The 24,270-nt window shown below is 65.2% G+C and carries 22 protein-coding genes; 10 read left to right on the forward strand and 12 right to left on the reverse strand.

All coding sequences use genetic code 11. The annotated features are described in order from the left end of the window. Positions 1–148 precede the first annotated feature (148 nt). The 11 genes from XH91_RS23530 to XH91_RS23580 form a co-directional block, all read right to left on the reverse strand. Positions 149–1,723, reverse strand: coding sequence for a Do family serine endopeptidase (locus XH91_RS23530; protein ID WP_128952785.1), 1,575 nt, complete (start codon positions 1,721–1,723; stop codon positions 149–151). A 209-nt stretch (positions 1,724–1,932) separates the two neighbouring features. After that, complete coding sequence (locus tag XH91_RS23535; RefSeq protein ID WP_128952786.1) at positions 1,933–3,276, reverse strand: methyl-accepting chemotaxis protein; 1,344 nt, start codon at positions 3,274–3,276, stop codon at positions 1,933–1,935. A gap of 108 nt (positions 3,277–3,384) precedes the next feature. Beyond that, the gene (locus XH91_RS23540) at positions 3,385–3,867 is read right to left on the reverse strand and encodes a cytochrome c-type biogenesis protein (protein WP_128952787.1); all 483 of its coding nucleotides are present in this window, start codon (positions 3,865–3,867) and stop codon (positions 3,385–3,387) included. Positions 3,868–3,872: 5 nt separating this feature from the next. Then, positions 3,873–5,855, reverse strand: a complete 1,983-nt coding sequence (locus tag XH91_RS23545) for a heme lyase CcmF/NrfE family subunit (protein ID WP_128952788.1) — start codon at positions 5,853–5,855, stop codon at positions 3,873–3,875. After that, positions 5,852–6,343: a cytochrome c maturation protein CcmE gene (gene ccmE / locus XH91_RS23550; RefSeq protein ID WP_128952789.1), complete on the reverse strand. Its 492-nt coding sequence runs from the start codon at positions 6,341–6,343 to the stop codon at positions 5,852–5,854. Before ccmE ends, XH91_RS23545 begins: the two co-directional genes overlap by 4 nt. 37 nt (positions 6,344–6,380) lie before the next feature. Next, entirely contained in the window at positions 6,381–7,496 is a 1,116-nt protein-coding gene (gene ccmI, locus XH91_RS23555; protein WP_128952790.1) for a c-type cytochrome biogenesis protein CcmI, read from the reverse strand. 134 nt (positions 7,497–7,630) lie between these two features. After that, positions 7,631–7,900, reverse strand: a complete 270-nt coding sequence (locus XH91_RS23560) for a hypothetical protein (RefSeq protein ID WP_128952791.1) — start codon at positions 7,898–7,900, stop codon at positions 7,631–7,633. Positions 7,901–7,999: 99 nt separating this feature from the next. Beyond that, entirely contained in the window at positions 8,000–9,403 is a 1,404-nt protein-coding gene (locus tag XH91_RS23565) for a hypothetical protein (protein WP_128952792.1), read from the reverse strand. A 148-nt stretch (positions 9,404–9,551) separates the two neighbouring features. Next, complete coding sequence (locus XH91_RS23570; RefSeq protein ID WP_128952793.1) at positions 9,552–10,928, reverse strand: sensor histidine kinase; 1,377 nt, start codon at positions 10,926–10,928, stop codon at positions 9,552–9,554. Positions 10,929–11,022: 94 nt separating this feature from the next. Next, complete coding sequence (locus XH91_RS23575; RefSeq protein WP_014496705.1) at positions 11,023–11,697, reverse strand: response regulator transcription factor; 675 nt, start codon at positions 11,695–11,697, stop codon at positions 11,023–11,025. 229 nt (positions 11,698–11,926) lie between these two features. Next, positions 11,927–12,112, reverse strand: a complete 186-nt coding sequence (locus tag XH91_RS23580) for a hypothetical protein (protein WP_128952794.1) — start codon at positions 12,110–12,112, stop codon at positions 11,927–11,929. A gap of 203 nt (positions 12,113–12,315) precedes the next feature. On the opposite strand from XH91_RS23580, the gene ku reads away from it, so the two are divergent. The 10 genes from ku to XH91_RS23630 all read left to right on the forward strand — a co-directional run bounded on the left by ku (position 12,316) and on the right by XH91_RS23630 (position 22,556). Beyond that, complete coding sequence (gene ku / locus XH91_RS23585) at positions 12,316–13,305, forward strand: non-homologous end joining protein Ku (RefSeq protein WP_128952795.1); 990 nt, start codon at positions 12,316–12,318, stop codon at positions 13,303–13,305. 62 nt (positions 13,306–13,367) lie between these two features. Next, complete coding sequence (locus XH91_RS23590; protein ID WP_128952796.1) at positions 13,368–13,604, forward strand: hypothetical protein; 237 nt, start codon at positions 13,368–13,370, stop codon at positions 13,602–13,604. A gap of 187 nt (positions 13,605–13,791) precedes the next feature. Next, positions 13,792–13,974 carry a hypothetical protein gene (locus XH91_RS23595; protein WP_128952797.1) on the forward strand — a complete coding sequence of 61 codons (183 nt, stop codon included), beginning with the start codon at positions 13,792–13,794 and terminating at the stop codon, positions 13,972–13,974. A 185-nt stretch (positions 13,975–14,159) separates the two neighbouring features. Then, positions 14,160–14,324, forward strand: a complete 165-nt coding sequence (locus XH91_RS23600; protein ID WP_128954967.1) for a Flp family type IVb pilin — start codon at positions 14,160–14,162, stop codon at positions 14,322–14,324. A gap of 165 nt (positions 14,325–14,489) precedes the next feature. Then, the gene (locus XH91_RS23605; protein WP_128954968.1) at positions 14,490–16,031 is read left to right on the forward strand and encodes a thymidine phosphorylase family protein; all 1,542 of its coding nucleotides are present in this window, start codon (positions 14,490–14,492) and stop codon (positions 16,029–16,031) included. Next, entirely contained in the window at positions 16,028–16,954 is a 927-nt protein-coding gene (locus XH91_RS23610) for a ribose-phosphate pyrophosphokinase (RefSeq protein ID WP_128952798.1), read from the forward strand. Before XH91_RS23605 ends, XH91_RS23610 begins: the two co-directional genes overlap by 4 nt. Continuing rightward, positions 16,951–18,546 (forward strand): MBL fold metallo-hydrolase, encoded by a 1,596-nt coding sequence (locus tag XH91_RS23615; RefSeq protein WP_128952799.1) that lies wholly within the window; start codon positions 16,951–16,953, stop codon positions 18,544–18,546. The genes XH91_RS23610 and XH91_RS23615 overlap by 4 nt, the downstream gene beginning before the upstream one ends. A 317-nt stretch (positions 18,547–18,863) precedes the next feature. After that, positions 18,864–19,052 carry a hypothetical protein gene (locus XH91_RS39990; protein WP_347338584.1) on the forward strand — a complete coding sequence of 63 codons (189 nt, stop codon included), beginning with the start codon at positions 18,864–18,866 and terminating at the stop codon, positions 19,050–19,052. Positions 19,053–19,213: 161 nt separating this feature from the next. After that, a complete protein-coding gene (locus XH91_RS23625) occupies positions 19,214–20,848 on the forward strand; it encodes a thiamine pyrophosphate-requiring protein (protein ID WP_128952801.1) in 1,635 nt (544 codons plus the stop codon). Between the two features lie 19 nt (positions 20,849–20,867). Beyond that, entirely contained in the window at positions 20,868–22,556 is a 1,689-nt protein-coding gene (locus XH91_RS23630; protein WP_164933766.1) for an alpha/beta hydrolase, read from the forward strand. A 6-nt stretch (positions 22,557–22,562) separates the two neighbouring features. Here XH91_RS23630 and XH91_RS23635 read toward each other — a convergent pair whose 3' ends face one another. After that, complete coding sequence (locus XH91_RS23635; RefSeq protein WP_128952802.1) at positions 22,563–24,152, reverse strand: MDR family MFS transporter; 1,590 nt, start codon at positions 24,150–24,152, stop codon at positions 22,563–22,565. Between the last annotated feature and the right edge of the window lie 118 nt (positions 24,153–24,270).

The raw sequence follows: 24,270 nt of genomic DNA on the forward strand, positions 1-24,270 counted from the left end.
GAGGGGGGCGTAATTCCACCGGAAGGTAGGCGCGGGGGAGCAAGCGTTGCGCTGCTCCCCCGGAAGAGTGCCGACGGCGGGGGCGACTAATGCCGGCGACACCCTTCATGTCGTAAGCCTCCTGAGGCTCAGCCCTGATCGGCCCTTATCAACCCTTGGCGATGGGCACCGCGACGAAGCGCGACTGGCCGCCGCTCTTCACGCGCATCAGGACGCTGTTCTTGTTGTCGGTCCGCGCCGCGGTGATGGCGTCGCGAACCTCGCCGGCGGTGCTCACGCTCTTGCCGCCGACTTCGAGAATCACGTCGCCTTCCTTGAAGCCGCGTTCAGCCGCGGCGCTCTTCGGATCGACTTCGGTAACCACGACGCCGTCCTTGCCGGCGCCGGCCACGGAGTTGGCGGGCGCAACGGTCATGCCGAGCTTCGGCACGTCTGTACCCTTGGCGCCCCTGCCGTTGTCGTTATCGGTGTCGGCCTTGGCCTCGACCGTGTTCGGCAGCTGGCCGAGCGTGAGGTTCACGACCTTGTCCTGGCCCTTGTGCAGCACGTTGAGCTTCACGGAAGCGCCGGGCGCCATGCCGCCGATGGTGCGGGCGAGCTCGCGCGCATCCTTGACGGAATCGCCGTTGACCGACGTGATCACGTCGCCGGATTCGATGCCCGCCTTCGCGGCCGGACCATCCTTCTGAGGCTCCGCCACCAGCGCGCCTTCGGCCTTCTTCATGCCGAGGCTGTCGGCGATGTCGGAGGTGACGGGCTGGATCTGCACGCCGATCCAGCCGCGGCTGACCGAGCCCTTGTCCTTGAGCTGGGCGACGACGCTCTTCACAGTGCTGGCGGGAATCGAGAACGCGATGCCGACGCTGCCGCCGGAAGGCGAGTAGATCGCGGTGTTGACGCCCATCACCTCGCCGTTGGTGTCGAAAGCCGGACCGCCGGAATTGCCCTTGTTCACGGGCGCGTCGATCTGAATGAAATCGTCATAGGGGCCGTTGCCGATGTCGCGGCCGCTGGCCGAGACGATACCCGCGGTGACGGTGCCGCCGAGACCGAAGGGATTGCCGACCGCGAGCACCCAGTCGCCGATCCGCGGCTTGCTGTCGGCGAGCTTGGCGAAGGAGAAGTTCGAGCCGCCCTCGACCTTGATCAGAGCAAGGTCCGTACGTTGATCGGTGCCGATCACCTTGGCGCTGTAGGTTTTGCCGTCATCGGTGGTGACCTCGACCTTGTCGGCGCCGTCGACCACGTGGTTGTTGGTCACCGCAAAGCCGTCAGCCGAAATGAAGAAGCCGGAGCCCTGGCCCTGCACGATGCGCCCACGCCCACCGCCCTTCAGACCGGGAATGCCATCCGGACCGCCGAAGCGGCGGAAGAACCGCTCCATCGGCGAACCCGGCTGGAACGGCGAGGAATCATCGCCGTCGTCGTTGCTCGCAGCCTTCTCCTTGATGTTGACCTTGACCGAGATCACCGAGGGCTTCACGCGCTCGACGATGTCGGCGAAACCGATCGGACGATCGACCTTCTTGACCTCGTTGTTGACCTGCGCGTGCGCCGGGCTCGAGAACAGATCCGCCGGCGATGTCGACGGGCTGAAGCCGTGGACGGCGATGCCGAGACCGGCGACGACCGAGGCCATCAGCGCGATCCTGCGGGCGGACAGCACCGAACGGCGGGGCTGCCGGTAGGACGGAAGGTTCGATCGGTCGGGACGGTCGGTCATGCAGGTCTCCAGGGCCTAGAAATCCATGTGGTGCCCGATGGTGGCACCTTACGGACCTGAACATGGGGACTTGCGCCTTACCGCGCGCTGACGGGCGGGTTAAACTTTTGTAATAAAGACCGTGCCGGCATGCGGCAGTTTAACGCAGACCGAAAACCACGATTTGACAGGAACTTAACACGGTTCCAGCGACGGGCGCGGAGGCGCGCTCAGCTCGCCCGGACACTGGCAATGAATTCGTCGACTTCACGCTTCAGCGTTTCGGCCTGCTGGGACAGGTCGACGGCGGAATCCCGGGCCTCGGCCGCCATACGGCCGGTCTCCGCCGAGGTCGAGGTGATCTGGACGATGTGATTCGAGACGTCGAGCGTGCCGCGCGCGGCGTCCTGGACGCTGCGGCTGATGTCCTGCGTGGCGTTGCGCTGCTGGGCCGTGTCGACCTCGATCCCGGACATGATCGACGAAATCTCCGACAGCGTCTTCGAGATGGCGTCGATCGCCCCGCGCGTCTCGGCGGTGATGCCCTGAATGCTGGCGACGTGCGAGGTGATCTCCTCCGTCGCTTTGCTGGTTTGGTCCGCAAGACTCTTCACTTCGGAGGCCACCACGGCAAAGCCCTTGCCGGCCTCTCCTGCCCGCGCCGCCTCGATCGTGGCGTTGAGCGCGAGCAGATTGGTCTGCGATGCGATCGCCTGCACGAGCTGCACGACCTCGCCGATCTTGTCGGCGGCATCCGACAGCGTATGGATGGTGTCGCGGCTTTTCTCGGCTTGGGTCGCGGCGCCCTCGGCGCGCTGGGTCGCATCCGTGACGCGCCGGCTGATGGTGCCGATCGAGGTCGTCATCTCCTCGGCCGAACCCGCGACCGTTTGCACGCTGGCGCTGGCCTGGCCCGCAGCGCTCGCGACCGCGTTGGCCTTGGTGCTGGTGTCGTTGGCGGTCTGCGACAGCGCGGCCGCGTTGCGTTTCAGGTGCACAGCCGATGATGCCACGCTGTCGACGACGCTTGCGACGAGCTCGTTGAAACTTCTGATGCGGGCATCGAGATATGTCGACCGCTCGGCCTGGTGCCGGGCTTCATGCAGCTGCTGCTCGGTCAGACGCCGCCGCTCGAGCCCGTTGGTCTTGAACACTTCCAGCGCGCCGGCGAGCAGCCCGATCTCGTTGGTGCCGCCGAGGCCCGGTACCGGCGTCTCGAACTTCTGGTCGGCGACCTCGCGCATGGCATGCACGATGGCCGCAAGCGGATTGAGGATTCCGTTTCGTACTGCGAACCATGTGGTGAGGCAGATCGCGACCGCGATGGCTGCGATCATGCCGCAAGCAACCAGGAACCAGGAGAACGCGGTCTGCGCCTGCTGGTAGATCTGCATCGCGTGGTCGCGCGCCGGGCCGCTCAGCGCGGCAAAGTCAGACGACAGGCTGGTGATCTCGTTGTTGAGATAGAGCACCGCGACGAAGCCGGTGCCGCCGCCAATGCCCAGCAGGAACAATAATGCAGCGACGACGGCGCCAACCAGAAAGCGGATCGTCAGATTGCTGTTCGTGAACATCGCATGAGGACTCAAATCTGGAATCGAATCTTGCGACAAGCTTCCAGACAAAGGTCAACAGAGCATGAAACGCGCTCCGTCCGAGACCTTACGTATCACTACGTAGATTCAAGGGGACCTTGCGTCCTCGGACATCAACGCGGCGAGCTTCGCCTCCTCGTCGGGCGTCAGCGGCGGCGTCGGTACATCTGCACCTTCCTGCGCGCGACGGCGGTTCTGCCGCCACAGCGCGAAGCCGCCACCGGCGAGCAGCAGCGGCGCGAGCAGCCAGAGCAGCATGGTCTGGCGTTCGAAACGCGGCTTCAGCAGCACGAACTCGCCGTAGCGCGCGACCAGGAAATCGAGCACCTGCGAATTGCTGTCGCCGGCCGCGATCCGCTCCCGTACAAGCAGCCGCAGGTCGCGCGCGAGCGGCGCATCGGAATCGTCGATCGACTGGTTCTGACAGACCATGCAGCGCAACTCGCGCGACAATTCACGCGCGCGGGCTTCCTTGACGGGATCCGACATGATTTCGTCGGGTTGCACGGCCTGCGCCGCAGGCGCGGCCAGCAGCATCAGCGCAACGAACGCGACCATCATCCGGCGCATCAACGTCACTCCGCCGGTTGCAGGCGCTGCTTGGCCCGCGCCGGCTTCGGCGCACCGACCCGCAGGCGCCGGTCGGACAGCGACAGCATGCCGCCGAATGCCATCAGCACCGGTCCCCACCAGATCAACAGCACGAACGGCTTGTGATAGATGCGGACCGCGATGGCGCCCTGGGGGGTGACGTCACCGAGCGAGATGTAGAGCTGGCTCGCGCCGCGGGTCAGCAATGCAGCCTCCGTGGTCGAGGAGCCGCGGGTGGTAAAACTGCGCTTCGACGGCGTCATGACGCTGAGCGCTTCGCCGCCCCGACTGACGTTGAACTGCGCGACCATCTCGCGGTAGTTCGGTCCCTGACGCTCGAGCAGGCCATCGAGCTTCAGATCATAGCCGGCGACGTGCGCCACGTCGTTCGGCTTCATCGTGGCGATATATTCGCTATTCCAGGTGGTCTCGCAGACGATCCCGATCAGCGCGATGCCAAGGCCGGCATGCGCAAAGGCGGTGCCCCAGGCCGAGCGCGGCAGGCCGCGGGCGCGTTGCAGCGTCGTCGTGAACGGAAGACGAAACAGGCCGGTTCGCTCAGCGATGTCAGTCACGACGCCGGCGATGACGAAGACCCCAAGCCCGATCGCGAGCGGCGCCAGCGCGCTGCCGCCGCGCGTCCAGGCCCAGACGATGGCGACCACGACGAGGCCGGCGACGCCGGCCGCGAGCAGCCGCTGCGTGACGCCGAGCAGATCGCCGCGCTTCCAGGCCAGCATCGGCCCGAACGGCACCGCGAGCAGCAGCAGCGCGAACAACGGCACGAAGGTCAGATTGTAGAATGGTGCGCCCACCGACATCTTGAAGTCCGCGAGCACTTCCATCGCCAGCGGATAGAGCGTGCCGAACAGCACGACCGCGCAGGCAACCGTCAGCAGCAAATTGTTCAGCACCAGCGCACCCTCGCGCGAGATCGGCGCGAACAGGCCGCCCTGCTTCAGCGAGGTCGCGCGTCCCGCGAACAGCGACAGGCTGCCGCCGATGAACAGGCAGAGGATCAGCAGGATGAAGACGCCGCGGGTCGGATCATTGGCGAAGGCGTGCACGGAGGTGATGACGCCGGAGCGGACAAGGAAGGTGCCGAGCAGCGACAGCGAGAAGGTCAGGATCGACAGAAGGATGGTCCAGACCTTCAGAGCGTTGCGCTTCTCCATCACCAGCGCCGAGTGCAGCAGCGCGGTGCCGGCGAGCCACGGCATCAGCGAGGCGTTCTCGACCGGGTCCCAAAACCACCAACCGCCCCAGCCGAGCTCGTAATAGGCCCAGTAGGAGCCCATCGCGATGCCGAGCGTCAGGAAGATCCAGGCCACCAGCGTCCACGGACGCACCCAGCGCGCCCAGGCCGCGTCGATCCGCCCCTCGAGCAGCGCTGCGATCGCGAAGGAGAACGAGATCGAGAAGCCGACATAGCCGAGATAGAGCATCGGCGGATGCACGGCGAGGCCAATATCCTGGAGCACCGGATTGAGGTCGCGCCCCTCAATCGGCGGATTGGCGATGCGCAGGAACGGATTCGAGGTGATCAGGATGAAGAGATAGAAGGCACTGGCGATCCAGGCCTGGACGGCCAGCACATGCGCGCGCAGCGACAGCGGCAGGTTGTTGCCGAAGGCCGCGACCAGCCCGCCGAACAGGGCGAGGATCGACACCCAGAGCAGCATCGAGCCTTCATGGTTTCCCCACACGCCGGTGATCTTGTAGATCAGCGGCTTCATGGAGTGCGAATTCTCGTAGACGTTCGCGACGGAGAAATCCGAGTTCACGTGCAACGTCACGAGCGCAATGAACGAGGCACCGACGAACAGCAGCTGCGCCAGCGCGGTCGAGCGCGCCACGTTCATCAGGGCGGGATCGCGCAGGCGGGCGCCGATGACCGGCACGAAGGACTGGATCAACGCCAGCGCGAGCGCCAGCACCAGCGCGTAATGTCCGGCTTCCGCGATCACCGCACCGCTCCCTGCGAATTGCCCTGCGCCGTCGTCGCCGCAGGCTTTCCAGCGTAATCGTCCTTCCAGTGCCCCTGCTTCTTCAGGGCATCGGCGACGTCCTTGGGCATGTAGGTCTCATCGTGCTTGGCAAGTACGGTGTCGGCCTTGAACACACCGTTGGCATCGAGCGCGCCCTCGGCGACGACGCCCTGCCCTTCACGGAACAGATCGGGCAAGATGCCCTTGTAGGCGACGGGCAGCTTGGCGCCGCCATCGGCAACCTCGAACGTCACCGCGAGATTGTCGCCGCGCTGGAGCGAGCCCGGCTGCACCAGGCCGCCGAGGCGAAAGCGCTTGCCGGGGGCGACATGCTTTTCGACCACCATGGTCGGGGTCGAGAAGAACACGATGGAGTCGCGCAAGGCATTGAGCACCAGCGCGGCCGCGAGCGCGAGCACGGCGAGCGAGCCGCCGATGATGGTCATACGTCGCTGCTTGCGCGTCATGGCGTATCCGTTCTCCGCTCGTCTCGTGCTGCGACAATCATCCGTCGAGCCCGAGATTCTTGAGGCCTTCGTTGAGCTGGCGCAGCCGCTCGGCATCTTTGGCGACCGCCTGGCGGGCATCCGTCGTGGCACCAAGCGCCTTGTCGCGATCGCCCATCACAAGATATGCGCGCACGAGGCGCAGCCAACCCTCGACGTCGTCGCCGTTCTGCTTGAGACGCGTGGCAAGACGCTCGACCATGCCGCGGATCATCGCGTTGCGATCGCCGTCATTCATCTCTTTGGATGCCGCGATGGTCTCGTCGGACAGCGCCGGCATCGTCACGCCGCCGCCGCCGACCCGCGCCAGCGAGGTCTGCACCAGCGGCCGCCACGGCGCATCCGCCGGCGCTTTCGCCAGCAGCGTGCGCCAGATGTTGGCTGCGTCGTCCTTGCGGCCGTCCTGCTCGGCGGCGAGGCCGAGGAAATAGTTCGCCTTGGGATCGTCAGCGCTCAGCGCGTGCGCGCGCTCGAACTCGGCCTTGGCTTCCGCCGTCACCACGCCGTTCGCGGCGGCCGTGATCGCCTCACCGAGATCGGAGCGGCGTTCCGGGCTCTCGCCATTGTAGGTGATCGAACTGCGATAGGCGCGCACGGCCTCGTCGAAGCGGCCGAGCCGCTCCAGCACCGGTGCAAGCACGTTCCAGCCGCGGCCGTCGGTCGGATTCTTCTCCAGATGCTGCTGAGCCTGCACGACGAGGTTCTCGAGCGACTGCGCCATGCCGGGAGCCGCGCCGCGCTGTCGCTCCGCCAGCGGGAAATCGCGAAGCGCAGGCGAGCCGAGCGGAACGTAAATCGCGACCGCCACCAAAGGCAGGCCGACGAGTGCCAGAACGGATGCCGCACGACGCCATTTGAGATTGGAATTCGGCGCGAGGGAAGGCTCGCTGCTGTCGGCGGCGAGCAGCCTCCGGCTGATCTCGATGCGCGCTGCCTCGGCTTCCGGCGCGGCGATCATTCCCGCGGCAAGGTCACGCTCGATCTCGGCCAGCTGGTCCTTGTAGACCGCGACTTCGCTGCCTTGACTGTCAGGACGCCCGCCACGCCCGAGCGGCCAGAGCACGGCGAATATCGCCGCGACCGTCATCAGCGCGAACACGAACCATAGCGTCATCGGGCAAGCTTCCGGCAGCGCGCGAACCGCGCCTGTATCTGATGGCTTTACACCACGGCCGGACGATGCGGCAATTGACAATTGTCAATTCAGCGCGAGCACACACCGTTCCGAAATGGTGAAAATCCAACAGCTTAGCCGATCTCGAAGTCCGCGCTCTGGGCAGCGTCCTCGCCGTGCCCGTTGAAGGCCCTGAGGAAGTATGTTCCCGGCTCGATGGCGTCAGGCACTCTGATCCGCAACGCTCCGACGGGAACAGGCGATGCGACCCGGGTGACCGTCTCAGATAGCTGCCGACCGCTCGCTTTTTCGACCAGCACGACCTTCGCGCCGACCATCAGCCTTTGGTATTTGGCAACAATGACGCGGTTCTCAATTTCGATGGAGCTGATAATGGGTTTCATGCGCCTACAAATAGAAATTTCAAAGACTTGCACGGGAGCGTAGGGCTCGCGACCCGCACCGTCAACCACAAATTGTGATCACGAAAAGATGCGCTTGAATCAGCTTGCGCGCGTGGATTTGCGCTCGCCGGTCGCCGCGTTCTCCGCGGCGCGGCTCATCAACGAGGCGTAGTCATCCCCGAACAGCACCTGGCAGAAGCGGATCGCGGCCTGCACCTGTTGCTGCCGGTAGGCGCGGACCTTGTGGTCGGCGCCGCGCAGCGACTGCACCGCCTGCTCGGTCGAGCGTTCGACATATTGCTGGAGGTCGGAATAGGTGCGCAGCGTCACCTCGTTGATCGCGAGTTCGCTGGCGTAATTGCGGCAGGTCGCGACGAAGTCGATCAACGCCACGGTTTCCTCGACCTCGGTGGTGTCGATGCGCGCTCCGGGCGGGATGTCCTTTTCGGGGCGCTGGCGCAGGATACGGCGAACCCGGCCGGGAACGCTGTCGATCTCCGATTGCAGGGCATTGGAGATGTCGGCCCGGATCGAGGTCAGCTGCTTGCCCCAGGCGGAATCATTACGCAGGTCGAGCTCGGTGCGCAGGCCGCGCACGCCATCGTGCAGCGTTTTCAGATTGTCGGCGACGGTCTCGAAATGGCCGCGCTTGATGTCCATGCGCAAATTGGCGGCAACGCGGGACAGATCGTGCAACGCCATCGTCACCGCGACCCCATACGGCGTCGCCGCGACGCGGATCTCGTCGTCGGACGCCGCGATCTTGATCGCGAGGCGAATGATCTGCCACGGCGCGGTCATGCGCTGGACCACCACGGACAGCGCGAAGGGCAGCATCTGCGGCGTCTGCAGCACGGGAATATTGAGCGCAGCGGTCACCGAGGCAATCTGCGGATCGCCGAACGCACGCAGGAAGCGCGGCAGCTTTTCATTGAGGGTGCCCAGGGCCTCGCGAACGGCGAGCACCGCTCCGATCGAATAGAGGTCTTCGATCACGTTGGGCGGACCGACACGGGCAAGAGCACGCGACTTGTCGCCGCCGCCCGGCCCCGTCAGCTCGAAGATGGCGTCCGCCGCCACGGCCTGGAGCTTGAGCGTGAGCGCCTCGACCTGTCCCGCGTTGTCTGAAGCAGCCATGCGCGCCAGCGCCGCCTCGAATTCGCTGATCTTGTCGGGGGCGCCATCGCGACCGAGCCATTGCCAGATCGGATGCAGCGATGAGCGGCGGATCTGGCCGACCCTGACAGGAGCGCCGGCCTCCACCAGGAACGGTTCCAGGATCTGGAACAGCAGCCGTGACAGATCATCGGTTCGCGGCGGCGGAGCTTCGTCGGCTTCGCTCTTGCGCACGATCTTGCGCAACTGCTCGAGCACAAGCGTCGCAACAGCCGTGTCCTGGCCGCGCTCGAGCGCGCGCTCGAACTCCCGCATCAGCAGCGCCTGCGCCTGCGGCGGGAGCTGCGCGAGATATTCCCTCAGCCGCTCGATCGATGTCTGGCTCATGCGCCCGGGTGATGCACGGTAAAATGGCAGACGTGGGATGCGTCCTTCCCGATCATAGGTGGGCGCGCCTTAAGAAGCCGTTGAGGAAGTCGCTCCGAAACCCTCCGGTTTCCCCCGGAAGTCCAAATAATCGTGCCAGATCAGAGGATTAAATTCCCGGCAGCACCAGCTCGGCGCGCAGGCCCCCGATCGGGGCGCTGCCGAGCGAAAGGCTGCCGCCATAAAGCGCGGCAAGGTCGGTCACGATCGACAGCCCGAGCCCGGAGCCGGGCTTGGATTCGTCGAGCCGCTGGCCGCGCCGGGAGACCTGGGCGCGCTCGGCCTCGGACAGGCCGCGCCCGTCGTCATCGACGATCAGCCGGAGCCTTGGCCCGGCGCCCGCCTGAGCAGGTGGTTCGACCAAAACCTCGATGAAGACCCGCGAGGCCGCCCATTTGCAGGCGTTGTCCACGAGATTTCCGACCATCTCCTCCAGATCCTGGCGCTCGCCCCGGAATTTCGCCGACGGATCGGCCTTGGCCTCGACCGCGATGCCGCGGCCGCGATAGATCTTCTCCATGGTCCGCCGCAGCGCCTCGATGGCGGGGGCGACCTCCGTGACGGTGCCGACGATCGAGACCCTCGCCGCGATGCGGGCCCGCTCCAGATGATGCGCGAGCTGGCTGCGCATCACGTCCGCCTGCTCCATCACCTTGGCCGCGAACGGATCGGCCGCGTGCGTTCCGGCTTCGTTGACGATCACGGAGAGCGGCGTCTTGATCGCGTGGGCGAGATTGCCGACATGGGTGCGGGCGCGCTCGACGATCTCCCTGTTGGCATCGATCAGCGCGTTGGTCTCGCGCGCGAGTGGCGCAATCTCGACCGGAAATTCGCCCTCGAGCCGCTCGGCTCTGCCCGAACGGATATCGGCGATGGCGTCCGAGATGCGCTTGAGCGGTGCGAGACCGAAGCGGACCTGGAACACGGTGGTCAGCAGCAGCACGATGCCGAGCGCGGTGAAGGTGCCGCCGAGGTAATAGTCGAAGCTTCGCGTTTCGTCGAAAATCTCGGTGGAATCGCCGGCGACGCTGACGAGATATTTGCCGTCTCCGCCGAGATCGACGGGCCGCTCGACCATGCGCAGATTCTGCCCTTCGGGCCCGTCGACGTAAGCGAGGCGAATGCCGGCGGCGGTGAGCTCGGTGCCCTGATCTTCCAGTTTCGGCAGCTTCTTGTCCCACAGCGAGCGCGAGGAGCGCACCTCCGGCTTCTCGGTGTCGGTGCGCGTGATCTGCCAGTACCAGCCCGACAGCGGCAGCTCGAACAGCGGCTCGCCGAGCGACTGGAACTGGCGATCCGGCGGCTCGTCGGGGGTGGCGACCTCGGCAATGAGGGTGCGCAGATAAAGGTTGAGACGGCGGTCGAACGCCCGCTCGGTCGCGTTCTTGTAGACCGACGACAGCACCACGCCGGTGATGGCCAGGATCACCACGAGCCAAGCGGTCGCCGACAGGAACAGGCGATTGGCAAGCGAGCTGGCGGGCATCGGAATCATCCCGGAAGCGCGAGGTGGCGGCATGGCGTCGGCGGTCATGTCAGGACCAAGGCCCGTGTCGGACCGCCCGTCAAGCCCAGACGTCTCAGGCGCCGGGGGCTGGCGGCGGGGTCAGGAGATAGCCAAGGCCTCGGACAGTCTGGATGATGTCGACATCGAGCTTCTTGCGGATGCGGCCGACAAAGACCTCAATCGTGTTGGAGTCGCGGTCAAAATCCTGGTCGTAGAGATGTTCGACCAGCTCCGTGCGCGACACCACGCGCCCCGAATGGTGCATCAGGTAGGCCAGAAGCCGATATTCGTGCGAGGTCATCTTGACCGGATTGCCGGAGACGCTGACCCGGCCCGTGCGGGTGTCGAGCGTGACAGGGCCGCAGCTCAATTCGCTCTGGGCATGGCCGGTCGAGCGGCGCAGCAGCGCGCGGATGCGTGCCAGCACCTCTTCCAGGTGGAACGGCTTGGGCACGTAATCATCGGCGCCGGCATCGAAGCCCTGCACCTTGTCGCTCCAGCGGTCGCGCGCGGTAAGGATCAAAACCGGCATGGTGCGGCCGTTGCGGCGCCAGGCCTCCAGCACGGAGATGCCGTCCTTCTTGGGCAGGCCGATATCGAGCACCACGGCGTCGTACGGTTCGTTGTCGCCGAGATAATGCCCCTCTTCACCGTCGAAGGCGCGGTCGACGACGTATCCGGCGTCCGTCAGCGCCTTGGTGAGCTGGCGATTGAGATCAGGGTCGTCCTCAACAACAAGCAGGCGCACGCTTCTCTCCAGAAATAGGCCGCATCAACGCGCACCAGATGAGCAATTCCGGCGTGAACTGAATATGAACGCGGGGAACCGCCCGCGTTACTTTTTGGTCATATACCGGATGGTCTCAGTCGATGCGACTGCGCCCATCAGGCCACCGGACGAACCGGCGGCGTGACGGGCGTGATCTGCCGCGTCTTGCGGCGCTTCGGAAGGTCCGCCCTTCCCGTCAGCTTTGCCGTCAGGTCCGGAAGAACACGAACCAGATGACGGCCAGGATCAGAATCGCAAGCCCGGTCGAAATGGCGAGCAGCGCGGCCACCGACGGCCCAGGTTCGCCCTGGCGTGCCTCGGTGGCAGTTTCGACGATCCGACGGTCCTCGCGCGTGGTTGCCATGGTGACCTCAATCTCTGGATGCCGTCTCATGGCCGCGACCTCCTCGCGGCCCTGCGTCCTGAGCCAACGCCCGATCCGATTTGATGTTCCGGATTTTAGGACTGGATCGGCCCGAACTGTTGGGGTGAGCGACTGGTTAACGCAGTTACAAGATTCCGAGCTAAGGCGTGTATGATTCGCTGTTCCCCGATGGTATTCTCATGGGTCTGTCCCTGTTGCGTTTGGAGTAGCCCATGGCCCCCCGCGCCAATTGGAAGGGTTTTCTGCGTCTCTCGCTCGTGACCTGCCCGGTCGCGCTGTATCCGGCAACGTCCGATACCGAGAAGGTCTCGTTCAACCAGATCAACCGCAAGACCGGCCATCGGATCAAATATCTCAAGGTCGACGCCGAGACCGGCGACGAGGTGACCTCCGAGGACATCGTCAAGGGCTACAAGGTCGACACCGACACCTACATCGAGGTCACCAAGGACGAGCTCGACGACATCGCGCTGGATTCGACCCATACGATCGAGATCGATGAATTCGTGCCGAAGGCCGACATCGACAACCGCTACCTGATCCGCCCCTACTATCTCGTGCCCGACGGCAAGGTCGGCCACGACGCCTATGCGGTGATCCGCGAGACCATCCGCAGCATGGACAAGGTCGCGATCGGCCGCGTGGTCCTGACCAACCGCGAGCACATCATTGCGCTCGAGCCGCTCGACAGCGGACTGATGGGCACGCTGCTGCGCTACCCCTACGAGGTGCGCAGCGAGACCGAATATTTCGACGACATCCAGGACGTGAAGCTGACGAAGGACATGCTCGACCTCGCCAAGCACATCGTCGAGAAGAAGTCCGGCGCGTTCGAGCCCGAGCTGTTCGAGGACCATTACGAGACCGCGCTGATCGATCTCATCAACAAGAAGCGCGCCGGCACGCCGATCGCGGCGAAGGCCGCACCGAAGAGTGGCGGCAACGTCATCAATCTGATGGACGCGCTGAAGAAGAGCCTGGCAAACGAGAAGGATGCGGCACCGGCAGCGAAGGTCGCCAAGGAGACTGCCAAGGAAACTACGAAGGCCAAGAAGCCGAAGAAGCGCGTCGAGGGCCAGCGCGAGATGCTGCTGCCGATCTCCGGCAAGGGCGGCAAGGACGCCGCAGCCAAGGAAGCCGCGCCGAAGAAGGCCGACAAGCCGGTGCGCGCGACGACGGCACGGACCAAGAAGGCCGGCTGACCGCATTCACATCGCCGGCCGCGCCGTGACGTCGTCTCCCCTTTCCGATCGAGCGGCCTGACATGCCCTGGTCGACGCCGTTCGCCGATCCGATCGGCTTGCGCGGCGGACGCAGCCTGCGCACCCTGCAGGAGGCGGCTGACTTCATCATGCGGCTGCCTGAAGACGAGCAGCAGGAGCCGCGCTGGCAGACCGCAATCGAGATGCTGATCAACGCAGCGGAGACCGGCGGCGGCTGGCTGCTGTTTGCCCGCATCGGCATGCTGCGCGCGTTGAATGGGAACGGCCGGCGCGATTGAACCATGATCGGCATGCTTGCCGACCGGTTGACGAACAGGCTCAACGATCTCTTAAGCGGCCAGGTCATTTTTGGCATCACGATGCCATCCTGCCGCACCGGGTATTCCTACGGGAGACGAAATTAACCGCTGATTGCCTTTGCGCACACCATGGTTCGCCATCGATTGAGCCAGGGTTCGCACCTCCGTGCCGCAGCAGGACGCCAGGAAGAACTACATCGGCATCGTGAGTGACACGGCCGAGGAAGAGAGCATCGCCGATACGGTGCTGCGGGCGCGGCCGCTTGTCATGCGCGATCTGTTTGGACGCCTCGCGGCAGCGCTCGGACGTTCACGCAAGGGTGCGCCGGGACACACCGCCGGCAGCTGAGGACGGGCTGCTTCCGCTCATTTGAAGCGGATAATGAAACCTTCGTTTAACGGCTATTGCGTTAAGACTCGGCAGGCTGGGTCGGCCGGACTTGCAATTTGACGCGCCAACAGCGCCTCATCGATCGCTTTACCAGTTTGATAACGACGCGCGCCTACATTGGACCGGATGAACAGGAGTTGGCGATGATTGTGATCAGGTCTTTTCTTGCCGATGAGAAGGGCGCCACCGCGATCGAGTATGGCCTGATTGCCGCCGGTATCGCACTCGCCATCGTCACCGTCGTGACCAACACGGGCAGCGTCCTCCTGAGCAACAAGTTCAACTCGATCAGCGCGGCCACGAAGTAGGGCCACGCCTCGTCATCACGTCGCGTCATTGTCAGCCACCGGTCGCGCAAAGGCACGGCCCGTTGGCTTGCAATGCGCAGCCGATCTTGCGGACCATGATCTGAGTCAAGCCCGCCGGGACAGCGGCGGCTAAGCATGACGGACCCAGCATCCTGCGGTCCGTTCATGAATCCTGATCCTTCGCGCTCCCAGCTCAAGATACGCCGTGTCCATCTCGATACGGGCCGCGAGAACGTCGTCGTCATTTCCAGGCGGTCGAAGGCGCTGCGTGCGGACATCTTTCGCGGCTTCAGCCGGGTCGAGCTTCGACTGGACGACAAGACGCTGCTCGCGACGCTGCTGATCACCGATGATGACGCACTGGCAGCCCAGGACGAAATCGGCCTTTCCGAGCCTGCCTTCCGCCGCTTCGGCAAGCCGGTCGGCACCCTGGTCACGGTCGCGCCGGCCTCGCCGCCGGAAAGCCTCGAGGCGGTGCGCGCCAAGATCCGCGGGCGAACGCTCGATAAGGCGGAGATCGGCGCGATCATCAACGACCTCGCCCATTTTCGCTATTCCGACATGGAAATCGCCGCCTTCCTGATCGGCTCGGCGAGCTTCATCACCAGCGATGAGCTTCTCGCGCTCACCGGAGCCATGGCCCAGGTCGGCACGCAGCTGATCTGGCCGGACCCGATCGTGGTCGACAAGCATTGCATCGGCGGCATCCCCGGCAACCGCACCTCGATGGTCGTGGTGCCGATCGTCGCGGCCCATGGCCTGCCGATCCCGAAGACCTCGTCGCGCGCCATCACCTCGCCGGCCGGAACCGCCGACACGATGGAGGTGCTGGCGCGGGTGAATGTCGGCGTCGAAGAAATGAAGTCGATCGTCTCGTCCTGCAACGGATGCCTGATCTGGGGCGGGCACGTGAACCTGTCGCCGGCCGACGACGTGCTGATCTCGGTCGAACGCCCGCTCAGCCTGGACACCCGCGAACAGATGGTCGCCTCAATCATGTCCAAGAAGATCGCGGCAGGATCGACGCATCTGTTGATCGACATCCCGGTCGGGCCGACCGCGAAAGTTACCACCGCCATCGACGCGATGCGGCTGCGAAAGCTGTTCGAATTCGTCGGCGATCGGTTCGGCCGTTCGGTCGAGGTGATCACGACCGACGGCCGCCAGCCGATCGGCAGCGGCATCGGCCCGGTGCTCGAGGCCAACGATGTGATGGCGGTGCTCGGCAACGAGGCGGATGCGCCGCACGATCTGCGCGAGAAATCGCTGCGCCTCGCTGCCCATCTGTTGGAATACGATCCGAAGCTGCGTGGCGGCGCCGGCTATGCGCGCGCGCGCGAACTGCTGGAGAGCGGCGCTGCGCTGAAGCAGATGCAGAAGATCATCGACGCCCAGGGCCCCTCGACATGCAGCACCGACCTCGGACCCATCAGCTTCGACGTCAGGGCGGCACACGACGGCGTGGTGTCCGCGATCGACTGCCTGCGACTGAACCGCCTCGCCCGTACCGCTGGTGCGCCGCTCGACAAGGGGGCCGGCATCCGCCTGTTCAAGAAGATCGGCGACCGCGTCGAGCAGGGTGAGCCGCTCTATCGTGTCTACACGTTCGACGGACCCGAGCATGACTTGGCCGTGTCGGCCGCCCGGCAGGAGACCGGTTACATGCTCAACGGTCGTGAGGCTCTCCAGGGCGGGACGCAGTCGTGAGCACGATCGCGCTTCAAGCCTTGCCCTCCAGCACCGGCGCGGCAAAGCGGCTTGCGGCGCGGTTTGGCTTTGGCCTTGCCTGCGACGAGATCGCCCTGCACCGCTTTCCGGATGGCGAGCTGCGCGTCACGGTCGCGCCGACGGCAGACACCACCATCCTTTTTGCCTCGCTCGATCAACCCAATGACAAGCTCATCGCCCTGCTGTTCGCCGCGGAGGCGCTGCGGCGCGGTGGCGCCAGGCGGCTGGTGCTGGTCGCGCCCTACCTCTGCTACATGCGGCAGGACATCGCGTTTCATCCGGGCGAAGCCATCAGCCAGCGCGCCATGGGTCGCTTGCTCGCTACGCTTGTCGACCGCGTCGTCACCGTGGACGCTCATTTGCATCGCACGTCCGACATCAGGTCCGTATTTCCAGGCATCGAAGCGGAGAACCTGTCCGCAATGCCGGCGATCGCGGATGCCCTCGCCGCCGAAGGCATCGATTCTGCGACGGTCGTGATCGGCCCCGACGCCGAGTCCGGGCCCTGGGTGAGCGATCTCGCAGGCCGGCTGCGGCTGCAGCACACGGTGGCCCGCAAGAGGCGGCGTGACGATCGCTCCGTCGACATCGATTTTGCAGATCCAACGCTTCTCTCGGGGCGGCCGGCGCTGATGGTCGACGACATCGTGTCCTCGGGAACGACATTGATGGTCGCAGCGCGGGCGCTGCGGACAATGGGCGCAACGGCCATCGATGCGGTCGTGACGCATGCGCTGTTTCCGGCCGCGATGGTCACCGCATTCACCGACGCCGGCGTCCGGTCGATCCGCTCGACCGACAGCGTGCCGCATCCGACCAACGCGATCGCGCTCGACGAGGTTCTCGCCGCAGCCTTACAATCCGAACTCGGCACGACATGTTCGCGGGAGACGACAAGATGAGCATCACGGTTCGCTTCTGCGGAGCCGCCCGCACCGTCACCGGCGCCAGCTATCTGTTCCAGACCGCCGCTGGCGCCTTCCTGGTCGATTGCGGCCTGTTCCAGGGACAGAAGACGCTCAAGGAGCTCAACTACGGCGCCTTCCCGTTCCGCCCTGCCGATATCCGGACGGTCCTGCTCACGCACGCCCATATCGACCACAGCGGCCTGCTGCCGAAGCTCGTGCGCCAAGGCTTTGCCGGACCGATCCTGGCGACGCGTGGCACGATCGACCTCTGCTCCTACATGCTGCCGGACGCCGGCAGCATCCAGGAGTCCGAAGTCGCGCAGCTCAACCGGCGCAACAAGGCCCGCGGCCGCAAGGAAGTAGAGCCGATCTACACGCAGGCCGACGCGGTTGCATCGCTGCAATCGTTTCGCCCGGTCGAATACGAACACTGGACCGACGTGATCCCGGGCGTCCGCGCCCGCTACTGGAACGCCGGCCATTTGCTCGGCTCAGCCTCGATCGAGCTCGAAATCGCCGAGCAAGGTTCGCCACGCCCGGTTCGCGTGCTGCTCTCCGGCGATGTCGGGCCGGAGGCCAAGCTGCTGCAGCCCGACCCCGAAGCGCCTGTCAACCTCGACTATGTCATTGCCGAATCCACCTATGGCGACCGCTTGCGCGCCGCCACGACAACTATGCTCCGCCGCCAGCATCTTGCCGCCGAGGTGCGCGAGGCCGCCGCGGCTGGAGGCGCATTGCTGATCCCTGCCTTCGCGGTCGAACGCACCCAGGAGCTGATCGTCGACCTCGTCGACCTGATGGAACATGGCGAGATCCCGACCGCGCCGATCTTCCTCGACTCCCCGCTGGCGATCCGGGCCACCGAAGTGTTCCGCCGGCACGCCGCGAGCCTCGACCCGAGCGTCGACGCCGACCGCCTGCTCAACTCGCCGCATCTCAAATTCACCGAGACCGCAGATGAGAGCAAGGCGATCATGCGGCTCAGCGGATTTCACATCATCATCGCGGCCAGCGGCATGTGCGATGCCGGACGCATCCGCCATCATCTGAAGCGCTGGCTCTGGAACGAGCGCGCGACCGTGCTGCTCGCCGGCTTCCAGGCCAGCGGCACGCTCGGCCGCTTTCTGCAGAACGGCGCGAAGGCCGTGCGGATCCAGGGGGAGGAAATCCGGGTCGCGGCACGGATCCGCATGATCGATGAATATTCAGGTCATGCCGACGGCGCCGGCATGGCTGGCTGGATCGCGGCACGTCGCCCCATTTCCCGCGGGCTGTTCCTGGTCCACGGCGAGGAAAGCGCGATCGCGGGCCTGGCCGAGCGTGTCGCCGAACGCATCATTCCGGCGGCGAAGGTCTACCAGCCGATCCTGGACGACATCTATGAACTCGCCGCCCCCGAACCGCGCGTGATCGACGTCGATCATCGCCGGCGGCTGGCGCCCGAAGCCGTGACCCGCCTCGACTGGCACAACGAGATGTCGGAGCTCACGCTCGACATCAACGACAGGCTTGCAGCAGCCGCCGACGACCGCGCCCGCGGCGTCATCATCCGACGCCTCCGCCGCGCCCTGGACGAGAAGGCATAAGCGTGCCGTCACCCATCCCACAAGATTCCCATTTCTGTCACCTTTGACGGCTATTTGAGTGCTGATACTCTTCGGCACGCGTTGATAACCAGGTGAAGTTCTATTTGAGGATTCGGATGAGACGTGCGGCGCTCCTGGCTCTCGGCCTCATGGTTGTCGGCATCTGCTGGCAAGACAGCGCGAGGGCTCAGACCTCGGCCACGCCGCCGGTTTCGCTGACCCCGCCCAAAGCGTCGCCACCTCGTGCGGGGACGAAGAGTTCGCCGAGAACGTCCGCCAGCGTGCCGTCGACCCCGGCGACCAGCGGGCCTCCACAATTGCCGAGCCCTGCAGCCGCCGCCGACTACGACGGCTTCAGCGTCGGTCCTGACGACCACGACGCACCGAGCCAGGTGACGCCGCCTGCGAGGTCGCGCGCAGCAAACGGCCTCGACGCGCAGTCGTTGGTCGATCAGGAAGACGAGGCTCTGAAGCGCAAGCTGACGATCTGCAAGAACTGCAAATAGGACGGTCGCCTAACTCGTAGCCCGGCTCCTCCGGGCTACAGCAGCGCACTGCATGGCAGACCTACCACGAACGTCTCCCGCCCGCGCTTTACCCTCCCCCGATTTCCTGATCCTCTCAGCCCAACAGCCGGAGCAACCGGCCAGCCTCAAGGAGAGACGCCATGAAGCTCGGCACCGCCATTGCGGAAATCATGCGGCGCGAGGGGATCGAAATCCTCTGCGGTTATCCCGTCAACCATCTGATCGAGCACGCGGCCAAGGCCGAGATCCGCCCCGTGATGGTGCGGCAGGAACGCGTCGGCGTGCACATGGCCGACGCGATCTCACGCGTCACGTCGGGACGTACGATCGGCGCATTCTGCATGCAGCACGGGCCCGGCGCGGAGAACGCGATGGGTGGCGTCGCGCAATGCTTTGGCGAATCCGTTCCCGTGCTGGTGCTGCCGATGGGCTATCAGCGCCGGCTTGCGCATATCGAGCCGAACTTCAATTCCAGCGAGGCGATGAAGCCGTTTGCGAAATCGTCCGAGCCGATCATCCTGGCCGCGGAGGTCGCCAACATCTTTCGGCGCGCCTTCACCAAACTGAAGAACGGCCGCGGGGGTCCCGTCATCGTCGAAATCCCCGCCGACATGTGGAACGAGGAGGTGCCGGAGCCGCTGAACTACACGCCGGTGCTGCGCACGCGTTATGGCGCCGACCCCGTGCATGTGAGGGAAGCAGCCGCCCTGCTCGCGGGTGCCAAGCGTCCGGTGATCTATGCCGGCCAGGGCGTGCATTATGCGCAGGCGTGGCCGCAGTTGAAGCGGCTGGCGGAAAGGCTGGCCATTCCTGTCACCACCAGCTTGGGAGGCAAATCGTCATTTCCCGAGACGCATCCGCTCTCGCTTGGCTCCGGTGGCCTCGCCGTGCCGCGCGCGGTGCCCAAATTCCTCGCTGAAGCCGACGTCATCTTCGGGATCGGCTGCTCTTTCACCGAGACCAGTTTTGGCATCGCGATGCCGAAGGGCAAGGCCATCATCCACTCCACGCTCGATCCGAACCATCTCAACAAGGATGTCGAAGCCAGGATCGGCCTCGTCGGCGATGCCGGCCTCGTGCTCGATGCATTGCTGGAGGAGATCGGCAAGACCGTCACCGCCGATCGCGATGCCTCGGCGGTCGCGGCCGAGATCGCGGCCTCGCACGAGGAGTGGCTGGCGAAGTGGATGCCGAAGCTCACCAGCAATGACGCGCCGCTCAACCCCTATCGCGTGCTGTGGGACTTGCAGCACACTGTCGACATCGACAACACCATCATCACCCACGATGCCGGCAGCCCGCGCGACCAGCTCTCGCCGTTCTGGAAAGCGGTTGAGCCGCTCTCCTATCTGGGCTGGGGCAAGACGACGCAGCTCGGCTATGGCCTTGGGCTTGCGATGGGCGCCAAGCTGGCAAAGCCTGACAAGCTCTGCATCAACGTCTGGGGCGATGCGGCCATCGGTTTCACCGGCATGGATTTCGAGACGGCGGTGCGCGAGCGCATCCCGATCATGTCGATCCTGCTCAACAATTTCTCGATGGCGATCGAATTGAAGGTAATGCCGATCTCGACCGAAAAGTATCGCTCGACCGACATTTCCGGCGACTACGCCGCGATGGCGCGCGCCTTCGGCGGCTATGGCGAGCGCGTGACAAAGCCGGAGGACATCATTCCGGCGATCAAGCGCGGCATCCAGAAGACCAGGGAAGGCGTACCCGTGCTGCTGGAGTTCATCACCAGCAAGGAGACCGAGGTGTCGCGACCGGGAACGTGAGCCTCGAAAGGGGGCCTCGATGACGCTCGCGCGGTTCATTCGGCGGCAATTGCTTTCGCTGTCCGGCGTCGGCCTCATGCTGGGTGCGCTGTTCTTCGCGGCAGCGCTGACGCCGACGCTGATCCCGCGCAGCTATCTGACGCAAGGAGCGCTGGCTGGCGGCTGTTTTGCAATCGGCTATTTCGCCGGCGTGCTGTGGCGCCGGCTGTGGCACTATCTCGAGCTGCCCGAGCCATCGGCGCGCGCAAGATCCGTCGCGAACGCGCTTGTCGCTGCCAGCTGCCTGCTCGTCGTCATCGCCGCGCTCTGGCGCACGACCGCATGGCAGAACGCGATCCGTAGCGTGATGAAGATGGCGCCGGTCGAGACCGCGCATCCGCTCAAGGTCTGCATCATCGCCGTGATCACGTTCGCGGTGCTGCTGCTGCTGGGGCGGCTGTTCGCGCTTTTGGCCCGCGGCCTCGCTGCGGCCACACGGCGCGTCATTCCGCGCAAGCTCGCCAACGTGATCGGCGTCATCGTCGCAGGCCTGCTGTTCTGGTCGATCGCGAGCAACGTCCTGATCCGCACCGCCTTCGACGCACTCGATTCCTCCTTCCGCGAGCTCGACGTCCTGCTCGAGCCCGAGCGGGCGCAGCCGACCGCGGCCGACAAGACAGGAAGCCCGGCATCCCTGGTGAAATGGAACGAACTCGGACGCATGGGACGCCGGTTCATTGCCTCGGGTCCGACCGCAGCCGAGGTCAGCGCCGTCACGAAACGGCCCGCGCAGGAGCCCGTGCGCGTCTATGTCGGCCTCGCTGCCCGCGACACGGCGCAGGCGCGTGCTCGGCTTGCACTCGACGAGCTCAAGCGCCAGCACGGTTTTGAACGCAAGGTGCTGATCGTCGTTACGCCGACCGGCACGGGCTGGATCGATCCGGCCGCGATGGATACGGTCGAATATCTCCACCATGGCAATGTCGCCAGCGTCGCCATTCAGTACTCCTATCTCAACAGTCCGCTGTCGCTGCTGTTTCAGCCCGAATACGGCGCGGAAGCCGCGCGTGCCCTGTTCGCGGAAATTTACAGCTACTGGACGACGCTGCCGAGGGACCACCGGCCGAAGCTGTATCTGCATGGGCTCAGCCTCGGCGCCATGAACTCGGAAAGATCCGCAGAACTGTTCGAGACGATCGGTGATCCCATCGCGGGGGCACTGTGGAGCGGTGCGCCATTCGCGAGCCGCATCTGGCGCTCGATCACCGACAACCGCAATCCGGGCTCACCGGCCTGGCTGCCGGAATTCCGCGACAGCCGCTTCGTGCGCTTCATGAACCAGAACGGATCGACGGTGCCGCCGGAGACGCCCTGGGGACCGATGCGTGTCGTCTATCTGCAATATGCCAGCGATGCGATCACGTTCTTCGCCTACCGCGATGCCTACCAGGCCCCTGCCTGGATGAACGCGCCGCGCGGGCCCGACGTGTCACCGGAGCTGCGATGGTATCCAATCGTCACGATGTTGCAGCTGGCGCTCGACATGGCGGTCGCGACCCACACGCCGATGGGCTTTGGCCACGTCTACGCGCCCGAGCATTATGTCGATGCCTGGGTCGCGGTCACCGATGTCAATGACTGGTCGGCTGAGGCGCTGGCGCAGCTCAAGAGCCATCTTGCGGCCAGAGCACGACAGACGCCTGGCGAGGATCCTGACCGCGGCGGATAGAGCGCCCTACTCCGCCATCTCCACAGATTGGGCCGTGGAGGGACCGGCCAGCGGCCGCTCCTCCATCATGATCAAGCAGAGCGAGGCGGTGGTCATCAGCGCGGTCGCAGCTGCAAAGACGTAGCGGAAGGCGTGCCGCATGTCTTCGGCCGGGATCGCCGGGATGCTGCCTCCGGCGTGATGCTCGCCGGCCAGCGGAATGTCGGCGCCGAGCGCGATCAGCAGGATGGCGGCGAACGCTGCAACCGTGAACGAGGACATCAGCGAGCGGAAGAAGTTCATCGCGCCTGTGATGGTGCCGACCAGTGGACGGGCGACGGAGTTCTGAAGCGAGACCACGCAGACCGGAAAAGTCGTGCCGAGGCCGAGCGCGAACGCGGCCATCAGCGTCAAGAGGCCCCACAGCGGCAAGGTCGTCAGCGTGAGGCCGAGCGCGCAGATGGCGGCCCACGACGTGCCGACGATGGCGACCCGCTTGTAATGCCTGGCGCGTGCCATGGTACGGCCGGCCACGGCCGCACCGATGGTCGAGACCGCAGCAAGCGGGATCAATGCAAGCCCAGCCTCGCTGGCGCTGAGATGATAGACCGACTCGTAATAGAGCGGCAGCTGCACGGTGAGGCCTGTGATGGCGCCGAGACCGCAGCCGCCGGCCGTCAGCGCGAAAGGCGCGACCGATCCGCCAAGCAACGGCAACGGCAGGAACGGCTCGTCGGCGCGGCGCGCGTGCCAGACGAAGGTGAACGCGAGCGCGACGGCGCCGCCCACCATCGCCAGCACCGTCGGCGAAAGCCAGGGATAGCGCGTGCCGCCCCAGGTCAGCACCAGCATGAAGACGACGGCGGAGGCCATCAACAGCACGCCGCCGAGCCAGTCGACCTTGCGCTTGCGGTGGAACACCGGAATCTTCTTCATCTTCGGCAGCAGCAGCGCCAGCGCTGCGGCTGCGAGCGGCAGGTTGATCCAGAAGATCATCGACCAGTGCAGATGCTCGGCGAACACGCCGCCGATGACGGGGCCGAGGATGCCGCCGACCATCCAGACGCTCGAGAAATAGGCTTGGTACTGGCCGCGCTCGCGCGGGGAGACCACGTCGGAGATCACGGTCTGCACGACAGGCATGATGCCACCGCCGCCAAGCCCCTGGAGGCCGCGCGCGAGAATCAGCATCGGCATGCTCGGCGCGATCGCGCACAGGATCGAGCCGGCGATGAACAGGCTGAGCGAGACGATGATCATGGCCTTGCGGCCGTAAATGTCGCTCAGCGTCCCGAACACCGGGGCGACTGCAGTCGAGGCGAGCAGATAGGCGGTGATCACCCAGGACAGGTTCGAGACGTCCTGGAACTGGCGCCCGATGGTCGGCAGCGCGGTGGCGACGATGGTCTGGTCGAGGGCGGCCAGGAACATCGTCAGCATCAGGCTGATGACGATGGTGCGGACCTCGTCCGAGGAGAGCGGCGTCGGCGGCGAGATCGGGGGCGCATCACCGACGCTGATGACCTCGCCCGGCAGGCGGGTCAGTTCCTCGGCGATATCGTCGGGCAATGTCTGAATATCGGCAGCCTGATTGCTCTGCCGTGTGAATTGGTTCATCTCGGGCTGTCAGATTCGGGCGTGTTGCGGTGCAAAGCCGCGAAGGATTCGTTCTATCAGGCCAATCTAAACAGCAAACTTCTTCTCAGGCAGGCATTGCTGCGCATGGGTGCATCCC

It is taken from the genome of Bradyrhizobium guangzhouense (assembly GCF_004114955.1).
Classification (GTDB): domain Bacteria; phylum Pseudomonadota; class Alphaproteobacteria; order Rhizobiales; family Xanthobacteraceae; genus Bradyrhizobium; species Bradyrhizobium guangzhouense.